The 14,264-nt window shown below is 38.8% G+C and carries 19 protein-coding genes; 9 read left to right on the top strand and 10 right to left on the bottom strand.

All coding sequences use genetic code 11. From position 1 onward, the window contains the following. Window positions 1–231: 231 nt before the first annotated feature. From FG383_RS16545 to FG383_RS16535, 3 genes are all read right to left on the bottom strand, one after another. Window positions 232–747 (bottom strand): YwgA family protein, encoded by a 516-nt coding sequence (locus FG383_RS16545; protein WP_142608504.1) that lies wholly within the window; start codon window positions 745–747, stop codon window positions 232–234. Between the two features lie 23 nt (window positions 748–770). Beyond that, on the bottom strand, window positions 771–2,066 hold the full coding sequence (locus FG383_RS16540; protein WP_142608503.1) for an HD domain-containing protein: 1,296 nt from the start codon (window positions 2,064–2,066) through the stop codon (window positions 771–773). Window positions 2,067–2,160: 94 nt separating this feature from the next. Further along, the gene (locus tag FG383_RS16535) at window positions 2,161–2,388 is read right to left on the bottom strand and encodes a YuzB family protein (protein WP_142608502.1); all 228 of its coding nucleotides are present in this window, start codon (window positions 2,386–2,388) and stop codon (window positions 2,161–2,163) included. Between the two features lie 157 nt (window positions 2,389–2,545). Between FG383_RS16535 and FG383_RS16530 the strand changes: the two genes are divergently transcribed. Then, window positions 2,546–3,169 (top strand): RsfA family transcriptional regulator, encoded by a 624-nt coding sequence (locus tag FG383_RS16530; protein WP_142608501.1) that lies wholly within the window; start codon window positions 2,546–2,548, stop codon window positions 3,167–3,169. An 18-nt stretch (window positions 3,170–3,187) separates the two neighbouring features. Here the strand turns inward: FG383_RS16530 and lipL are convergent, their stop codons facing one another. Next, window positions 3,188–4,030, bottom strand: a complete 843-nt coding sequence (gene lipL / locus FG383_RS16525) for an octanoyl-[GcvH]:protein N-octanoyltransferase (protein ID WP_142608500.1) — start codon at window positions 4,028–4,030, stop codon at window positions 3,188–3,190. Window positions 4,031–4,197: 167 nt separating this feature from the next. Between lipL and hemQ the strand changes: the two genes are divergently transcribed. From hemQ to gerQ, 3 genes are all read left to right on the top strand, one after another. Continuing rightward, window positions 4,198–4,947: a hydrogen peroxide-dependent heme synthase gene (hemQ, locus tag FG383_RS16520; RefSeq protein WP_142608499.1), complete on the top strand. Its 750-nt coding sequence runs from the start codon at window positions 4,198–4,200 to the stop codon at window positions 4,945–4,947. A gap of 180 nt (window positions 4,948–5,127) precedes the next feature. Continuing rightward, the gene (locus FG383_RS16515) at window positions 5,128–5,547 is read left to right on the top strand and encodes a cell wall hydrolase (protein WP_142608498.1); all 420 of its coding nucleotides are present in this window, start codon (window positions 5,128–5,130) and stop codon (window positions 5,545–5,547) included. A 25-nt stretch (window positions 5,548–5,572) separates the two neighbouring features. Beyond that, window positions 5,573–5,896, top strand: coding sequence for a spore coat protein GerQ (gerQ, locus tag FG383_RS16510; protein ID WP_142608497.1), 324 nt, complete (start codon window positions 5,573–5,575; stop codon window positions 5,894–5,896). 65 nt (window positions 5,897–5,961) lie between these two features. Here the strand turns inward: gerQ and FG383_RS16505 are convergent, their stop codons facing one another. The 4 genes from FG383_RS16505 to FG383_RS16485 all read right to left on the bottom strand — a co-directional run bounded on the left by FG383_RS16505 (window position 5,962) and on the right by FG383_RS16485 (window position 8,260). After that, window positions 5,962–6,342 (bottom strand): DUF423 domain-containing protein, encoded by a 381-nt coding sequence (locus FG383_RS16505; RefSeq protein WP_142608496.1) that lies wholly within the window; start codon window positions 6,340–6,342, stop codon window positions 5,962–5,964. 19 nt (window positions 6,343–6,361) lie between these two features. After that, window positions 6,362–6,634, bottom strand: a complete 273-nt coding sequence (locus tag FG383_RS16500; RefSeq protein ID WP_142608495.1) for a YwdI family protein — start codon at window positions 6,632–6,634, stop codon at window positions 6,362–6,364. 213 nt (window positions 6,635–6,847) lie between these two features. Continuing rightward, the gene (locus tag FG383_RS16490) at window positions 6,848–7,501 is read right to left on the bottom strand and encodes a uracil-DNA glycosylase (protein ID WP_281285350.1); all 654 of its coding nucleotides are present in this window, start codon (window positions 7,499–7,501) and stop codon (window positions 6,848–6,850) included. A gap of 6 nt (window positions 7,502–7,507) precedes the next feature. After that, window positions 7,508–8,260, bottom strand: coding sequence for a DUF4230 domain-containing protein (locus FG383_RS16485; protein WP_142608493.1), 753 nt, complete (start codon window positions 8,258–8,260; stop codon window positions 7,508–7,510). 104 nt (window positions 8,261–8,364) lie between these two features. Between FG383_RS16485 and FG383_RS16480 the strand changes: the two genes are divergently transcribed. From FG383_RS16480 to FG383_RS16460, 5 genes are all read left to right on the top strand, one after another. After that, a complete protein-coding gene (locus FG383_RS16480; protein ID WP_142608492.1) occupies window positions 8,365–8,622 on the top strand; it encodes a hypothetical protein in 258 nt (85 codons plus the stop codon). A gap of 67 nt (window positions 8,623–8,689) precedes the next feature. Then, complete coding sequence (thiD, locus tag FG383_RS16475) at window positions 8,690–9,523, top strand: bifunctional hydroxymethylpyrimidine kinase/phosphomethylpyrimidine kinase (RefSeq protein WP_142608491.1); 834 nt, start codon at window positions 8,690–8,692, stop codon at window positions 9,521–9,523. A 119-nt stretch (window positions 9,524–9,642) separates the two neighbouring features. Continuing rightward, window positions 9,643–9,993 (top strand): YojF family protein, encoded by a 351-nt coding sequence (locus FG383_RS16470; protein ID WP_142608490.1) that lies wholly within the window; start codon window positions 9,643–9,645, stop codon window positions 9,991–9,993. A 13-nt stretch (window positions 9,994–10,006) separates the two neighbouring features. Further along, a complete protein-coding gene (bshB2, locus tag FG383_RS16465) occupies window positions 10,007–10,693 on the top strand; it encodes a bacillithiol biosynthesis deacetylase BshB2 (RefSeq protein WP_142608489.1) in 687 nt (228 codons plus the stop codon). Window positions 10,694–10,799: 106 nt separating this feature from the next. After that, window positions 10,800–12,140, top strand: coding sequence for a YjiH family protein (locus tag FG383_RS16460; RefSeq protein ID WP_142608488.1), 1,341 nt, complete (start codon window positions 10,800–10,802; stop codon window positions 12,138–12,140). Between the two features lie 23 nt (window positions 12,141–12,163). Here the strand turns inward: FG383_RS16460 and FG383_RS16455 are convergent, their stop codons facing one another. Continuing rightward, window positions 12,164–13,123 carry an L-threonine 3-dehydrogenase gene (locus FG383_RS16455; protein ID WP_142608487.1) on the bottom strand — a complete coding sequence of 320 codons (960 nt, stop codon included), beginning with the start codon at window positions 13,121–13,123 and terminating at the stop codon, window positions 12,164–12,166. 196 nt (window positions 13,124–13,319) lie between these two features. Continuing rightward, the gene (gene mdh, locus FG383_RS16450) at window positions 13,320–14,255 is read right to left on the bottom strand and encodes a malate dehydrogenase (protein ID WP_142608486.1); all 936 of its coding nucleotides are present in this window, start codon (window positions 14,253–14,255) and stop codon (window positions 13,320–13,322) included. Between the last annotated feature and the right edge of the window lie 9 nt (window positions 14,256–14,264).

Genomic DNA, 14,264 nt, shown 5'->3' with positions numbered 1-14,264 from the left:
CTAATGAGACTTCTCAGGCGTCCGCCTAAGCGGCGGTGAAGGCTCATCGCTTACCCGGTGGAAAGCGTACGACTGCAGTGAAAATCCTAGCGGTAACCTAATAGCTCTTTTACCACGCAGTATCCCTATACCCCGTACAATATAAAGGATGCCATACTTTATGTCACTTTAAAAAATTATCCAAATGTCAAATTATTTATAGTTTCCAAAGCAGTAAAAAAAGAACCATCCCTAGTGGACAGTTCTCAAGTTCATCAAATTCATGACGAATTCATATGCTTCGTTTATCTCTTCTTCTGTGAAATTTAACTTCCCTTTCACAGCATGGAGCTTTTCGATTTGTTCTTCTTTTGGAAGATGGTCGAAAAACAATAGAGTCGAAACGAGTTCCAGAAAGCGGGAACTTTTGTCTTTCATTTGCGAAATGCATGCGACAAGCGCTGGAGTTGCTTCTTCCACTTGTGCCATTTGGGTGAAGTGCTCGCCTGCGTCCGTCATTTGATATTTGTACTGCACGTATGATCCTTTATCTTGTCTCTCTTCTTGTAAAAATCCCATATTGCAAAGCTCTTCCACTCGCAATGTGAGCTCATGTGAATAGGGACCATACACATGAAACTCGTATTTTTCTTTATATGGGTAGTCTAACTTTTTGGCGATGTACACCATTTTTTGCAGCTTTTTTCTGCCAGTTATTCCGTCTGCTGCTCCGATAAATTGTATAATTTTTGCATGTTCTTCTAGCAATTCAAGCCCACCTTTACTTTGCTTTACTTCAACAACTCTAATATTTGTTTTTTTAATGCTTTTTTCTTGCCGTCTTCTGTTAAAAAGTCTTCTGGAAAATATAATTTATGATCAGTTCGACGTTTTCCTGAAATAGCTTCTACTACTTCGGATTCACGGGAAAGCTCTCTAATTTCACCAGATGGCTTGAGTAAATGGATAGGAATTCGTTCTCCCTCTTCACCTGGTCTGTAAAAATCGTACGGTAAGTCCGATGATGAATCAAATACTAAATAATACTCTGGATCTATTCCTGCTTTTTTGAATAATAACTCTAACTCTTTCATTTTCATATAATCTTTCGCAAGGTCAAACTCAATATATTGAAATAACTTACGATTGACAAAACGATAACTCAAATCAGCTAAAATCGGATCTTTCTCCGTTACCCAAAGCTGGAAATAGGTTAATAAAACACCTTCATCTAAAGCCAAATACTCATTTAACGTGAATGTTCCATCAAAAAATCCTTTAAAATGAGTTGGTTGCTGTGCAAAATCATACCCATTTTCGCTTAAAGCCTTTGCACGATGTAAAATCTTCGTCAAAATAACTTCCGCACTTCTCGAAACGGGATGAAAATACACTTGCCAATACATTTGATATCGACTCATAATATAGTCTTCCACCGCATGCATACCGCTTGATTTGATCACTATTTGATCTTCTCTTGGACGCATTACACGCAAAATTCGTTCCATATCAAAATGACCGTAACTTACCCCTGTAAAATACGCATCGCGTTGCAAATAATCCATGCGATCGGCATCGATTTGACTGGATATTAAACTAACTACTTGTTTGTTTACATATGTTTTCCCAATAACATCGGCTACTTTTTGTGGAAAATCTTTGCTTACTCTTTTTAATATTTCATTTACTTCGGTATCCCCAAGTAATATTTTCCTCGTAAATTCCTCATGATCTAGATTAAACACATTTTCAAAAGCATGTGAAAACGGCCCATGCCCTAAATCATGTAAAAGCGCCGCACATAAAACTAATAGCCTTTCGGAGGCATCCCATTCAGGTCGACCGTCAAAACTATCATCAACAATTCGGCGAACAATTTCGTAAACTCCTAGAGAGTGACTAAAACGGCTATGTTCTGCACCATGAAAAACTAGATACGTAGTTCCAAGCTGTTTAATGCGGCGAAGCCTTTGAAATTCCTTGGAGCCGATGACATCCCAAATTACTTGGTCTCGCACATGAATGTACCGGTGAACCGGGTCTTTGAACACTTTCTCTTCTGCTAATTTCTGCGTTGCATAGCTCATTTGCCCACCTCCGTGAAGTTAGATGTTATTTACCCTTTATTATAAAGAAAAAAACCGCACTTTGTAAGGCGGCAAAAGTTCTGTTTCACAATGTTTAGTCTTCTAGTTTGGCGCGTACTTTTTCCATTAATTCGTCTTCTGACAAAGCGGCAACAGGACGGTTATTCACAAATGCGAATGTCTTTTTTCGTCCCGGTCCACAGTAAGATTGACATTCTTTAATTTCAATTTCTGCTTCTGGATCTATCGCCTTTAGTTTTGGAATCAATGTCTTTAAATTAACGGCCTGACACTCATCGCAAACTCTGAAATGGTTTGCCATTCGTCCACAACCCTTTCTATAGTAAATAATAATCTACACGCCATTGTATCTTAAAACATATATTGCTATCAAGTGAATTTTACGTGAATAAAAGAGCAATATGTTGTCCATGATGTTAATAGAGTAACGAAACTATGAAGATGGTAGGAGGAGCAATATGGTAAAAATAAGACAAGACGCATGGATGACAGAAAACGATGAAATGTTAGCAGAGATGGTGTTACGACACGTTCGTGAAGGAAGCACGCAACTAAATGCATTTGAAGAAGCAGGTGACGAATTAAACCGAACTGCAGCAGCATGTGGATTCCGCTGGAACGCAGTTGTTCGCCATCAGTATGAAACAGAATTAAAAGAAGCGAAAAAAGAACGAAAAGAAAAGCTACGTATTTTAGGTAAAGATTATCGACGAAGAGGAAACGGTATTTACCTAGCAAAACCTCAAGAAGAAGGCGAACGCACAGCATCGGTTCCAGTTTCTGCTTTATCGATTGATATTATTATTGCATATCTTGTTAGATTACAGCATAGCGATTCAGATATATCAAGGTATCGCCATTTAGCTTCTATATCAAACGAGAAAATTCGCAAACTAGAAAGTGAACTTGCAAAACTCGAAAAAGAAAATGCGGCGATTAAACAAGATTACGAGCAGTTCGTACAAATTATGAACCGTGCAAGACGACTTGTTACATTGAATGATGAAGAAGTACCTGCAGTACCTGTTTTCCAAATGGAGAAGAACGGCAACCTCGTTTCAAAAGAACCACCAACTATGTAATGCAGTTGGTGGTTTTTCTTATTCCTTTGTGAGCATCTTTTTATTGCGATCGACAACGCGCTGTATATAAAACTTGTAAAGTTCCATTTCCTCTTGCGTAACGGATTGCGATACTATTTTTGGAGATAGTTGTTGCAGTACTTGTTGGACCCGAATCACGATGTCTTGAACTGTAAAGGAAGCGTTTAACAGTTCGTTTAACGAAGCCATTACTTCTGGTTTGATGACCGGGTAGCTAAATTTCGTTTCTTCCCCCTGCACACCGATTTCATAAAACTGGCGAATCAAATCTGCTCGCTCACTGCCACTACCTTCTACACATAAATACACTTGCACGGCGATTCCTTGACGAAGTCGGCGCTGTGAAATACCTGCAAATTTCTTCCCACCGATACTTAAATCATATGAACCTGGACAATAGGACCCGACAATTTCATAAGCTTCTATTTTTCCTTCCGCTTCTGGGAATAAAGACTGGATAAAAGCAAGCATTACTTCGTAACCTGCGGAAATATCAATCGACTGTGATTTCTCGGACAATACGATTGAAATATTTAACACCCCATCATCCAATACAACTGCAAGACCACCTGAATTACGCACAATCGGTGTATGTCCTTGAGTACGTAGGAAGTCTTGTGCATCTTCCACGAATGGTAATCGATGATCTTGAATACCTAAAACAACCGTCTGATCATGTACCCATGTTCGAACAGTCGCTGGCGACAAACCTTGTCCAACTGAATGGCAAAGCAGGTCGTCGGCGGCAAATGATTCTAATGCGGAGCGGCTTTTTCCACTAAGCGATTGATCCCAAAATCGCCAAACTTTTTGCTGTAATAATGATTCTATTTGTGACATGCTTCTTACTCCTTAATCTAACGCTAGCGCTACTGTTTTCATTAGTTCAAGCATACACGACTTTGTCACATATTGTCATGTTATATCGAAGTCATTACGAGATAAGAATCTTTTCTTGTGATACACTAAAGATGCAAATTTCTTATATAAAAGGAGTGGCTGATAAAATGAATGAAGCAGCAATTACATTAGACGGTTGGTACGTTCTACACGATTTTCGCCAAATGGACTGGGCGTCATGGAAACAAGTGGACCCAGAACTTCGTAAAGAAGCAACAGATGAATTTGTTGCATTTTTAGACGAACTTCAACAAGCAGATGACGCAAAAACTGGCGCACATGCTTTTTACACAATTGTCGGTCAAAAAGCAGATTTCATGTTAATGACTTTACGTCCAACAATAGACGAACTTCAAGAAATCGAAGCGAAATTCAATAAATTAACGATTGCAGACTTTACAATTCCTGCGTATTCCTATGTTTCTGTAGTAGAATTGTCTAACTACTTAGCTGGTGAATCTACAGAAGATCCATATCAAAATCCACATGTACGTGCTCGTTTATATCCAGAGCTTCAACGTTCACAATATATTTGCTTCTACCCAATGGACAAGCGTCGTGACGGCGAGGATAACTGGTATATGCTTCCTATGGAAGAACGCAAAGCACTTATGGCAAGCCATGGAAAAATTGGACGTAGCTATGCTGGTAAAGTAAAACAAATTATTTCCGGTTCTGTCGGATTTGACGATTTCGAATGGGGCGTAACATTATTCGCAGATGATGTATTACAGTTTAAAAAGTTAATATACGAAATGCGTTTTGACGAAGTAAGTGCACGCTATGCAGAATTCGGTTCATTCTTCATCGGAACAATTCTTGCAAATGAAAAACGCAGTGAATTTTTCAACATCTAATTTAAAAAATGAAAAAGTAGAGGGTGGAACTTATTAAAGTTTCCCCTCTACTTTTTTTATTGTTACGGGAATGTTACTGGTGCCAGGCACCAGTAACATTCCCGTAACAATTCATCTACTAAATATCGATATGTATCATTTCTAGCTTTCAAACATAGTGTATATATAGGAGGTGATGCGTTGGCAGTAGTTAAGTCCACTTCAAAACAACTAGATTTACTAGCAAGGCTGATGCGTGCAGAAGCGGAGGGTGATGGACAGCTCGGCATGTTGTTGGTTGGTAATGTTGGAGTGAACCGGGTTCTTGCCGATTGCTTAGATTTTCGTAATATACGTAATTTGGAAGAGATGGTATTCCAAAGACCAGGTGGCTTTGTGGCAACAACCGAATCGTATTTTTATCAACGTGCCCGTGAACAGGATCGAAATTTAGCAAGACGCGTTATTAATGGGGAACGTTTTAGTCCCGGCGAACGCTCCTTATGGTTTTTTAATCCGGGTGGCGATTGTCCTCCTCAGTGGTATAACCAGTGGAACACTGGACGTTTTAAAACACATTGTTTTTACTCTCCAACCGTTGCCGATTGCCCAAGTGTATAATTCCATTTCCAGAAAGGATGTATGAATGGTTCAATATTATTGGTATCCTGGCGCTTTCCCACCACAACAGCAACAACCAATGACTCCTCCTGCTCAACCACCAAGCCCAGGTCGACAAGAAGAATCTTATATCGAGAACATTTTAAGAATGAACAGGGGTAAGCTAGGTACTTTCTATTTCACTTTCGAAAACAACAAAGAATGGAATGCAAAGGTGATTCAAGGTTATGTAGAAGCAGCGGGTCGCGATCATGTCATCATTAGTGATCCAAATGGAAAAAGATACTTAATGCTCATGATTTACCTAGACTATGTAACGTTCGATGAAGAAATCAACTATAACTTATAAACAAAGAGACTTATCCGGTTTTAGAGGATAAGTCTCTTTGTTATGGCTACTTCACTATTCACTCATTAACTAGCAAACTTTACTGCTGCAACGATAATCATAATCCATCCAACTAAAAACGCTACGCCGCCAATCGGAGTAATGGCTCCTAAAATACCAATACCGGTTAAACTCAATACATATAAACTACCCGAGAATATAATAATCCCCGCTAACATTAAGTATCCAGCCGTGTTTAATGAAGAAACCGGTCCTAATAGCTTGCTGCTCATCAAAATGCCAACTGCTACTAATGCAAGTGCATGGAACATTTGATATTGAACAGCCGTTTCCCAGATCGCTAAATACTTTTCAGATAGTCTTTCTTTTAAAGCATGTGCCCCAAAAGCTCCAAATGCTACTGCTAAAAATCCATTGATAGCCCCTGCAATGATAAATAATTTCACAATCATTCCTACTTTCTAATTAGAAATCAAATAATGATTCTCCGTTTGCATCGTCTTCCTTCAACGCTACCGGCTGTTGTATAGTTGGTGCTACTGAAACAGCTTGTACAACTCGTGGAACTTGTACAACCGATGGAGCTTGCAACGATGCAGATGGAACCGAATCTAGCACTAGATCACATAATGCTCGTATTGCAGCAAGCGCCTCTCTTTTTGATTGTTCATTGCCAGTTGTTTTTGCTTGTTGCAGTTGTTTATCTATTTGCATTAAAATATGTTCACTAGAAATCATCGTCTTTTCTCCTCTACTTGCTTTGGTACAAATTTTAAGCATTCCATGCCAGAGGTACGCTTTACTAAGACGTACGGGAGCTCTTTCGTTTTAAATCCGTAAGCTTTGCACCCACGTGGATGACGCGCATCCCATGTAGTAAAAAAGTGGAGACATTTAAAACAGTTTACAGTCAACTTACTCCCCCGCTTTCCATTCCATATAATAGCATAATTATAAGCAAAAATCGATTGGTGCCTCTCCCCATGCTTCGAGCTGCTCATTTATTTTCGAATATGGTTTACTGCCGAAAAATCCTCGATGTGCACTTAATGGACTTGGATGTGGAGCTTCTAAAATTGTATGTTTCTTCGTATCAATTAGCTTTTTCTTCATTTGTGCAGGTCTGCCCCACAGCACAAAAATTATCGGTTTTTCTCGTTCGGATAATTTTTCTATAACTTTATCCGTAAACGTTTCCCAGCCCATACCTTTATGCGAGTTTGCAGCTCCTGCACGAACTGTTAAAACCGTATTAAGCAATAAAACCCCTTGCTCCGCCCATTTCAATAAATAACCGTTCGAAGGAATCGGGCATCCTAAGTCATCGGCAAGCTCCTTCAACATATTCCGTAAACTTGGCGGCACCGCAACACCGGGCATTACCGAAAAGCTCATCCCATGTGCTTGGCCTTCTCCGTGATATGGATCTTGTCCTAAAATGACTACCTTCACTTCATCAAAAGATGTTTCACGAAAAGCACTCCCAATATTCTGTCGCATTGGATAAATCATTTGTTCCGCATACTCTTTATCTAAAAAAGATTGGAGTTCTACAAAATATGGCTTCTCCATTTCATCTGCTAGCACTTCTTTCCAGCTTTGCAATGCATATCACTCCTTGAACTCAACTTGCACGTCATAATCTACTAATTGGAACATCTCTTTCACAGATTTTGCGGCATTTTCTTCCGCTAGCTGTAATATACCTTGTCCCGTCGTTTCTTCTATCATCATTTCTTTTGCTATTTCTGCTAGCTCATATGCTTCTGTTATATCCGCTTTTTCACGAAATAATCCTTCATAGGAAAATACTTCTACTTGATCGAAGAAAATTTCCGGTCCACCTAAAAATTGTGGCATTGGTAGCGTGAGCCTCGCTGTCTTATGCTCGTCGTCCACTTTTATATCGGATTCGGTCACTTGCGAAAAATCTACTCCAGCTCGAACGCTACCTGGCACAACAACGAGCAGCTGTCTTTTTGTTCCTGGTAAGTCTATGCCGATTTCTTTGCCGAATAGTTGATTATCTTGTCGTTCAATAATTACTTTTGTATAAGCTTCCGCAGTCGACAACTCATTTAGCGCTTGTACTCGTTCAACGATCGAACCTTTGCTCTCTGTAAACGTGCTGCCTTGTATCGCCCAATAAGCTGCAAATGGTAATGCAGCTATTAGAAGAATAACAAGTAGGACGAGAATAACGAATGATTTAGCTCTTAATCTATATAAAGCACGCGGCATTTTCCAAAAAGTAAATCCACGACTAGAATGATTTTCTGCAATCGTTGCAGTTGTTTCGTTTTTTTGTGCTTTCAATTCTTCTAGTAACTTTTCCATTTCACGAATTTTGTCATCTTTTCGCATATCATCCCTCTTTTCCTCTTAATCTACTACGTTAACAGTACAAAAAATTTGTCGGTTTCACAACTATTCGCTATCTGTTAAGCTAAAAAAAGGGGGTTATGTGTATGGCTGATTTACAATATCGAGAGAAACTAAGAAAAATTGAACAAGCTGCTAGTACAAATGAAGTTTCCAATAAGGCTAAAAACTTTGGACTCGGCTGTTTTACTTTGGGCATGCTTTTATTTATTGGCTTTCTTTTATTTTTAGCAATCTCCTTATTTATAAATGATATTATATTCGGTTCAGTCGTCACTTTCATCGTCGCTGCTTTTTTCATTTTCATTGTGATGAAATTATTAACTGCACCTAAACTTCCTTAATGTAAGTTTCGACTATTGTCTGATATAATAAAAAATATTAACTTTTTACAAAAGGGGAAACGCTAAAATGTCGATAAAAAAAACACTAACAATTGCAGGCTCTGACACTTCAGGCGGAGCTGGTATACAAGCAGATTTAAAAACATTCCAAGAGCATGGTACATATGGTATGAACGTATTAACGGTTGTTGCTACAATGGATCCCGACAATGGATGGAGCCACGGCGTATTTTCTCTTCCAGTAGAAGAGATTAAACGACAAGCTAAAACGGCTTTATCGACAAATGTCGATGCGATTAAAACAGGTATGTTAAGTACCGAAGAAATTATCGAAACAGCGGGAAATATAATTGAAGCGTCTGGTACAACTAGCGTCGTAATCGACCCTGTAATGGTTTGTAAAGGCGAAGATGAAGTGTTAAATCCAGGCACAGTAGATGCAATGATCACGCATTTACTTCCACGCGCTTTAGTCGTTACGCCGAACCTTTTCGAAGCTGGACAACTTTCAGGTTTAGGGCTACTTAAAACGATTGACGATATGAAAGCTGCTGCTGAGAAAATCCATGCACTTGGGGCAAAAAATGTCGTGATCAAAGGCGGTAAGCAATTAGCGCATGAAAAAGCGGTAGATCTTTTCTATGATGGACAAACGCACACACTATTAGAAACAGAAAAAACAGATACTACGTATAACCACGGGGCTGGCTGTACATTTGCTGCTGCGGTTACTGCTAACTTAGCAAATGGGCTAACAGTTGCAGATGCGGTTTTCGAAGCAAAAGAATTCGTTTCAGCTGCGATCGCGCATGGTTGGAAACTAAACCAATATGTAGGACCAGTTCTTCACGGAGCAAAAGGTAAATTCGGTGCACCAGAAGTAACTACAACTACTGTATAAGAAACATGCTACTCGTAAAGTCACATCGACTTTACGAGTTTTTTCATCTCAATCATTCGCTTCCAAAACTTATTTTCATTATACTTATAAAAGACAGTATGTTAGGAGGCTATATATAGATGGAACTTGTTAATGTAGAGCAATTACAAGTACTTTTGAATAAATTTGCAAACGAAGATGTATATATACATCTAGAAACGACGAATGGCGCATATGCATCTCATTTTGATGAAAAAGTATTCAATGCAGGAGCTTTTATCCGCAATGTCATGCTTCGTTATGAACTTGGAAAAGTAGCGGGAGAATCACCACATCGTGTGGGGCTTAAATTACCGCATGGTTGGGTGTACGCACAAGGCATTACCCATTTCGAATTAGATGAACATGATCGTTTATTAATGGCAGGACACGATCAAAGTGGAAAGCTTGCAGTAGCATTACAAATTAGTAAAACACCATTCACTTATTAAGGAGGACGAACAAATGACTTTACCAATGGAACGACATGTACTTGTTGTATTCCCTCACCCAGATGACGAAGCTTTCGGCGTTTCCGGTACAATCGCGACTTACGTAAAGCAAGGGATTCCAGTTACATATGCGTGTCTAACTTTAGGAGAAATGGGACGTAATCTAGGAAATCCTCCTTTTGCCACACGCGAAACATTACCACAAATTCGGAAAGAAGAGCTACTAGCATCTGCAAAAGCAATGGGCGTGACCGATCTTCGAATGATGGGACTTCGTGATAAAACAGTAGAATTTGAAGATGATGAAAAAATGGTAGAAATGATGGAGAATTTAATCGCGGATACGAATCCATCATTAGTTATTACGTTCTACCCAAACTACGCTGTGCATCCTGACCATGATGCGACTGGACGTGCAATGATTCGCGCAATTCGACGTATGCCAGAAGAGGCCCGTCCTACTATTTATGCACTTGCTTTTTCGAACGATTCAAAAAAAGTTTTAGGCGAACCAGATATTGTGCATAACATTAAAGAATCTAGAGAAGAAAAAATGGGTGCGATGCGTGCACATATTTCACAAACTGCATGGATGCTAGAAGAAATGGATAAACGCTTAGCAGATGGAGAGCCGGAAGCAGAAAACTGGCTACATTATGAACGCTTCTACACGTACGATTTCAACAAAGATTTCGAATAATAGAACTTCCCACAATCGTATAGACTTATCTATGCAAATGAATTAATATGTGTAATGATTTTAAAATACGTATAAATATTCATTTATGGAAAGTTGGTCAATACCTTTGAAGAAGTTCTCTTTATCTACATGGATTTTGTTTCTGCTTCCTTCGATTGCAGGAATTATCCTGTTTATGATACCCCTTCCTACTTCGGAAGGTTTTAAAATTCCAATTGCGTTGTTCGGCAGCTTACTCTCTGGCGTACTAGAACCAATCGTACAGTGGATTGCTCTTGCAACAATGTTTATTGCTGCATTAGGTTCAGTTGTGTTTCTGTTTATCCCGCAAAAAAATACGTTTATGAACAATTTATTTAAAGTATCGATATTTTGGACAGTCACTCGTGTTGTTGGCGCTATTTTTGCGGTATTAATCATTTTCCAACTTGGACCTGAAGCAATTTGGAGTGAAAATACAGGTGGATTATTACTAAGCCCAGATGGATTAGTGTCGTTCTTATTTACGATTTTCTTATTTGCAGGTTTATTATTACCCCTACTATTGAACTTTGGTTTACTCGAATTTTTTGGGACAATGATGGTGAAAATTATGCGTCCCTTATTCAAACTTCCTGGACGTTCTGCGGTGGACGCGCTAACTTCCTGGGTTGGTGATGGAACTATCGGGGTTTTACTTACTGCTAGACAATACGAGGAAGGCTACTATACGAAAAAAGAAGCGGCGATTATTGGTTCTACTTTTTCCGTTGTGTCTATTACTTTTTGTATTGTGGTAATTGAAGAAGTTAGACTCGCAAATTACTTTATTCCCTATTATTTAACTGTACTACTTTGTGGAATCATTTTAGCATTTGTTATGCCAAGAATTTATCCACTAGCTGGTAAGGAAGAGAACCATATCGACGGTCGTCCGTTAGACTTGGACGCTGAAAAGTTCCCAGCAAACTATAATGCACTAACTCATGGACTGGAGAAAGCATTAAAAACAGCAGACAGAAACCGTTCAATTGGTAAGTTTTTCTCAGATGGTCTTAAAAATGTAATTGATATGTACATTGGTGTAGCTCCCGTTGTACTTGCATTTGGAACAATTGCTTTAATGCTTGCAGAGTATACATCAATCTTTGCTATACTCGGAAAACCATTTGAACCATTATTAATGCTATTTGGTATTCCAGAGGCGGCAGCGGCAGCTCAAACAATTGTTGTTGGATTTGCCGATATGTTCTTACCTTCTATTTTAGGTGGATCTATTGACTCGGAAATGACTCGATTCTTTATCGCGACGATGTCTGTAACGCAGCTAATTTATATGTCAGAAGTCGGTGGATTGTTATTAGGTTCGAAGATTCCGGTCAACTTTAAAGATTTAGTGGTCATTTTCTTACTACGTACACTTATTTCATTTCCAATCATTGCGGCGGTTGCACATATATTATTCTAATAAAATCAAAAACAGCGAACCCTTTAAAAGGTGTCTGCTGTTTTTTTTGTTGCTAGTTTTTCTAGCATATCTTTCGTCATTGCATCTAGATCATATTTATAAGTAAAGCCCCACTCATTTTTGGCAGCAGTAGCATCAATCGCATCTGGCCAGCTATTCGCAATTGCTTGGCGAACAGGATCCACATCGTAATCCATTGTAAATGTTGGCATCACTTTTTTAATAGAAGCAGCAATTTGCTCTGGCTCAAAGCTCATCGCGGTTACATTAAATGCATTTCGGTGAATTAGTTTCGAAGCATCTGCTTCCATTAAGTCCACAATTGCTTGAAGGGCATCTGGCATATACATCATATCCATATATGTTCCTTCTGCGATATAGGATGTGTACTTCCCTTCTGCTAACGCTTTGTAATAAATATCTACCGCATAATCGGTCGTTCCCCCACCAGGTAATGTCTCATTTGAAATCAATCCCGGGAAACGTACACCACGCGTATCTAAGCCGAATTTGTGGAAGTAATAATCACAAAGAAGCTCTCCTGCTACTTTGTTCACACCATACATCGTAGTCGGACGTTGAAGTGTATCTTGGGGAGTATTTTGTTTAGGAGTAGATGGCCCAAATGCTCCAATTGAGCTTGGTGTGAAAAATTGCATGTTTAAGTCACGAGCAGTTTCTAGTGCGTTCATAAGTCCACCCATGTTCAAGTTCCAAGCAAATAGTGGTTTTGCTTCCGCAGTTGCCGATAAAAGTGCCGCCATATGCATCATCGTATCTGCTCCAAAGTTTTTGGCGATTTGATGCATCTTTTCCCCGTCTGTTACATCCAATACTTCAAAAGGGCCGCTTTTCGTTGCTTCTGACGAAATCCGTCTTATATCTGTTGCAAGTACATTTTCTGCACCATATTCTTTGCGTAGTTTTGTAATAAGTTCAGAACCAATTTGCCCTAAAGCTCCGGTGATCATAATTTTTTTCATGCTGTCTACTCCCTCTCGAAAACAATTGTATTTTTGGAAAGAACACTTCTTGTTGTATAACGTTGTATTGGTAATGTTTAATTTTTTCTATTATATGTTGTTCTTTTAGAAAATACAATAAGAGATTTCCAGGAGAAATACTCAAAAAAAAAAGAAACAGATTATCCTTAGATATCGTTCCTTCTTTTTAAGTAATTTATAGTAGATTCATCGTTTCCTGAACTGATTGTGCGGAACGATCAAGCATCTTTTTTTCTGAATCTGTAAGTTTAATTTCGATGATCGCCTCTACACCTGATCCGCCAAGTACACATGGGATACCTAAACAAATATCGTTGTAACCATACTCTCCTTCTAAATACGCAACAACTGGAATTATTTTTCTTTTATCCTTTAAAATTGTTTCAGTCATCTGAACAACCGCTGCAGCTGGAGCAATATAAGCACTACCATTACCTAATAAGTGAACGATTTCAGCTCCGCCATTTCTAGTTCTTTCTACTATCTCCTCAATTTGTTCAATGGGCATAATTCGCTCTAGTGGAATTCCACCAACAAATGAGAATCGCAACATGGGAACCATCGTGTCACCATGACCGCCAAGAACAAAGCTAGTTAAATCTTCTACCGAGATATTAAGAGCCTCTGCTATAAAAGTATTAAATCGCGCTGTATCTAAAACTCCTGATTGGCCGATAACTCGTTTTTTGGGGAATCCAGTTGTTTTTAAGCAAGTATACGTCATTACATCCACCGGATTGCTCAATACAATTACATAGCAATTGGGTGCATACCTTTTTATTTCTTTGGAGACTTTTTGCATTATTTCAGAATTTGTATTTATTAAGTCATCCCTACTCATACCAGGTTTTCTCGGCATCCCTGCAGTGATGATTATAATACTAGCATCTGTAAGTTCTTGATAATCACTTGTACCTAGAATTCGGACATCTTTTTTTTGAATAGGCATTGACTCCAATAAGTCTAATGCTTTTCCTTTTACCGGTTGTTCTAATTCAGGTCTATCAATTAGTACAATATCTCCAAGTTCTTTTTGTGCAAGCATTAAAGCAATCATTGTACCAGTATTTCCAGCTCCAACAATGCCAATCTTATTTCTCTTAAATATCATCTAAATGAC

Source organism: Psychrobacillus soli (assembly GCF_006861775.1).
Taxonomy (GTDB): Bacteria; Bacillota; Bacilli; order Bacillales_A; family Planococcaceae; genus Psychrobacillus; species Psychrobacillus soli.
This window is presented reverse-complemented; position numbering and strand designations above follow the sequence as displayed.

Coding starts and splice junctions, on each gene's coding strand:
- FG383_RS16540 (WP_142608503.1), bottom strand. CDS start 2,066: ATGAGCTATGCAACGCAGAAATTAGCAGAAGAGAAAGTGTTCAAAGAC.
- FG383_RS16535 (WP_142608502.1), bottom strand. CDS start 2,388: ATGGCAAACCATTTCAGAGTTTGCGATGAGTGTCAGGCCGTTAATTTA.
- FG383_RS16530 (WP_142608501.1), top strand. CDS start 2,546: ATGGTAAAAATAAGACAAGACGCATGGATGACAGAAAACGATGAAATG.
- lipL (WP_142608500.1), bottom strand. CDS start 4,030: ATGTCACAAATAGAATCATTATTACAGCAAAAAGTTTGGCGATTTTGG.
- hemQ (WP_142608499.1), top strand. CDS start 4,198: ATGAATGAAGCAGCAATTACATTAGACGGTTGGTACGTTCTACACGAT.
- gerQ (WP_142608497.1), top strand. CDS start 5,573: ATGGTTCAATATTATTGGTATCCTGGCGCTTTCCCACCACAACAGCAA.
- FG383_RS16500 (WP_142608495.1), bottom strand. CDS start 6,634: ATGATTTCTAGTGAACATATTTTAATGCAAATAGATAAACAACTGCAA.
- FG383_RS16485 (WP_142608493.1), bottom strand. CDS start 8,260: ATGCGAAAAGATGACAAAATTCGTGAAATGGAAAAGTTACTAGAAGAA.
- FG383_RS16480 (WP_142608492.1), top strand. CDS start 8,365: ATGGCTGATTTACAATATCGAGAGAAACTAAGAAAAATTGAACAAGCT.
- thiD (WP_142608491.1), top strand. CDS start 8,690: ATGTCGATAAAAAAAACACTAACAATTGCAGGCTCTGACACTTCAGGC.
- FG383_RS16470 (WP_142608490.1), top strand. CDS start 9,643: ATGGAACTTGTTAATGTAGAGCAATTACAAGTACTTTTGAATAAATTT.
- bshB2 (WP_142608489.1), top strand. CDS start 10,007: ATGACTTTACCAATGGAACGACATGTACTTGTTGTATTCCCTCACCCA.
- FG383_RS16455 (WP_142608487.1), bottom strand. CDS start 13,123: ATGAAAAAAATTATGATCACCGGAGCTTTAGGGCAAATTGGTTCTGAA.
- mdh (WP_142608486.1), bottom strand. CDS start 14,255: ATGATATTTAAGAGAAATAAGATTGGCATTGTTGGAGCTGGAAATACT.